The organism is Citrobacter sp. TBCS-15 (assembly GCF_005280815.1).
In the GTDB taxonomy this organism is placed as follows: Bacteria; Pseudomonadota; Gammaproteobacteria; order Enterobacterales; family Enterobacteriaceae; genus Citrobacter; species Citrobacter werkmanii.
The window spans coordinates 1-293 of record NZ_SZWK01000006.1; the positions used below are offsets into that span (position 1 = coordinate 1).

The 293-nt window shown below is 41.0% G+C and carries 1 protein-coding gene; it reads right to left on the minus strand.

From position 1 onward, the window contains the following. Positions 1–35: 35 nt before the first annotated feature. The coding region (locus tag FDW96_RS00030; protein ID WP_212732835.1) for a hypothetical protein at positions 36–293 on the minus strand (258 nt) is incomplete at its 5' end.

Sequence of the window (293 nt, forward strand, 5' to 3'; positions counted from 1 at the left end):
AGATTGCGGTGAAAGGCAGTTCATTGTCGATAGCCTCAATAATCCCCATTTTGTGTTTTTACAGTTAGATTTTTATATGTTCCATTAGTTACCCAACTGCTTGAATTTATCCAATCTCCACTAAAATCTTTAGTACCGTCTAACAAATTCAAATTCGGGTAAACAGTCGTGAAACCGTCCGTGCCGTCTGCGCTGTTGGCGTAGGCGGTGTACACTTTGCTATCCAACGAATCCAGTTGATTCTGTAAATGTCCTGCCGCATCTTCTGATAACTGACCTTTGACATCTTCAAA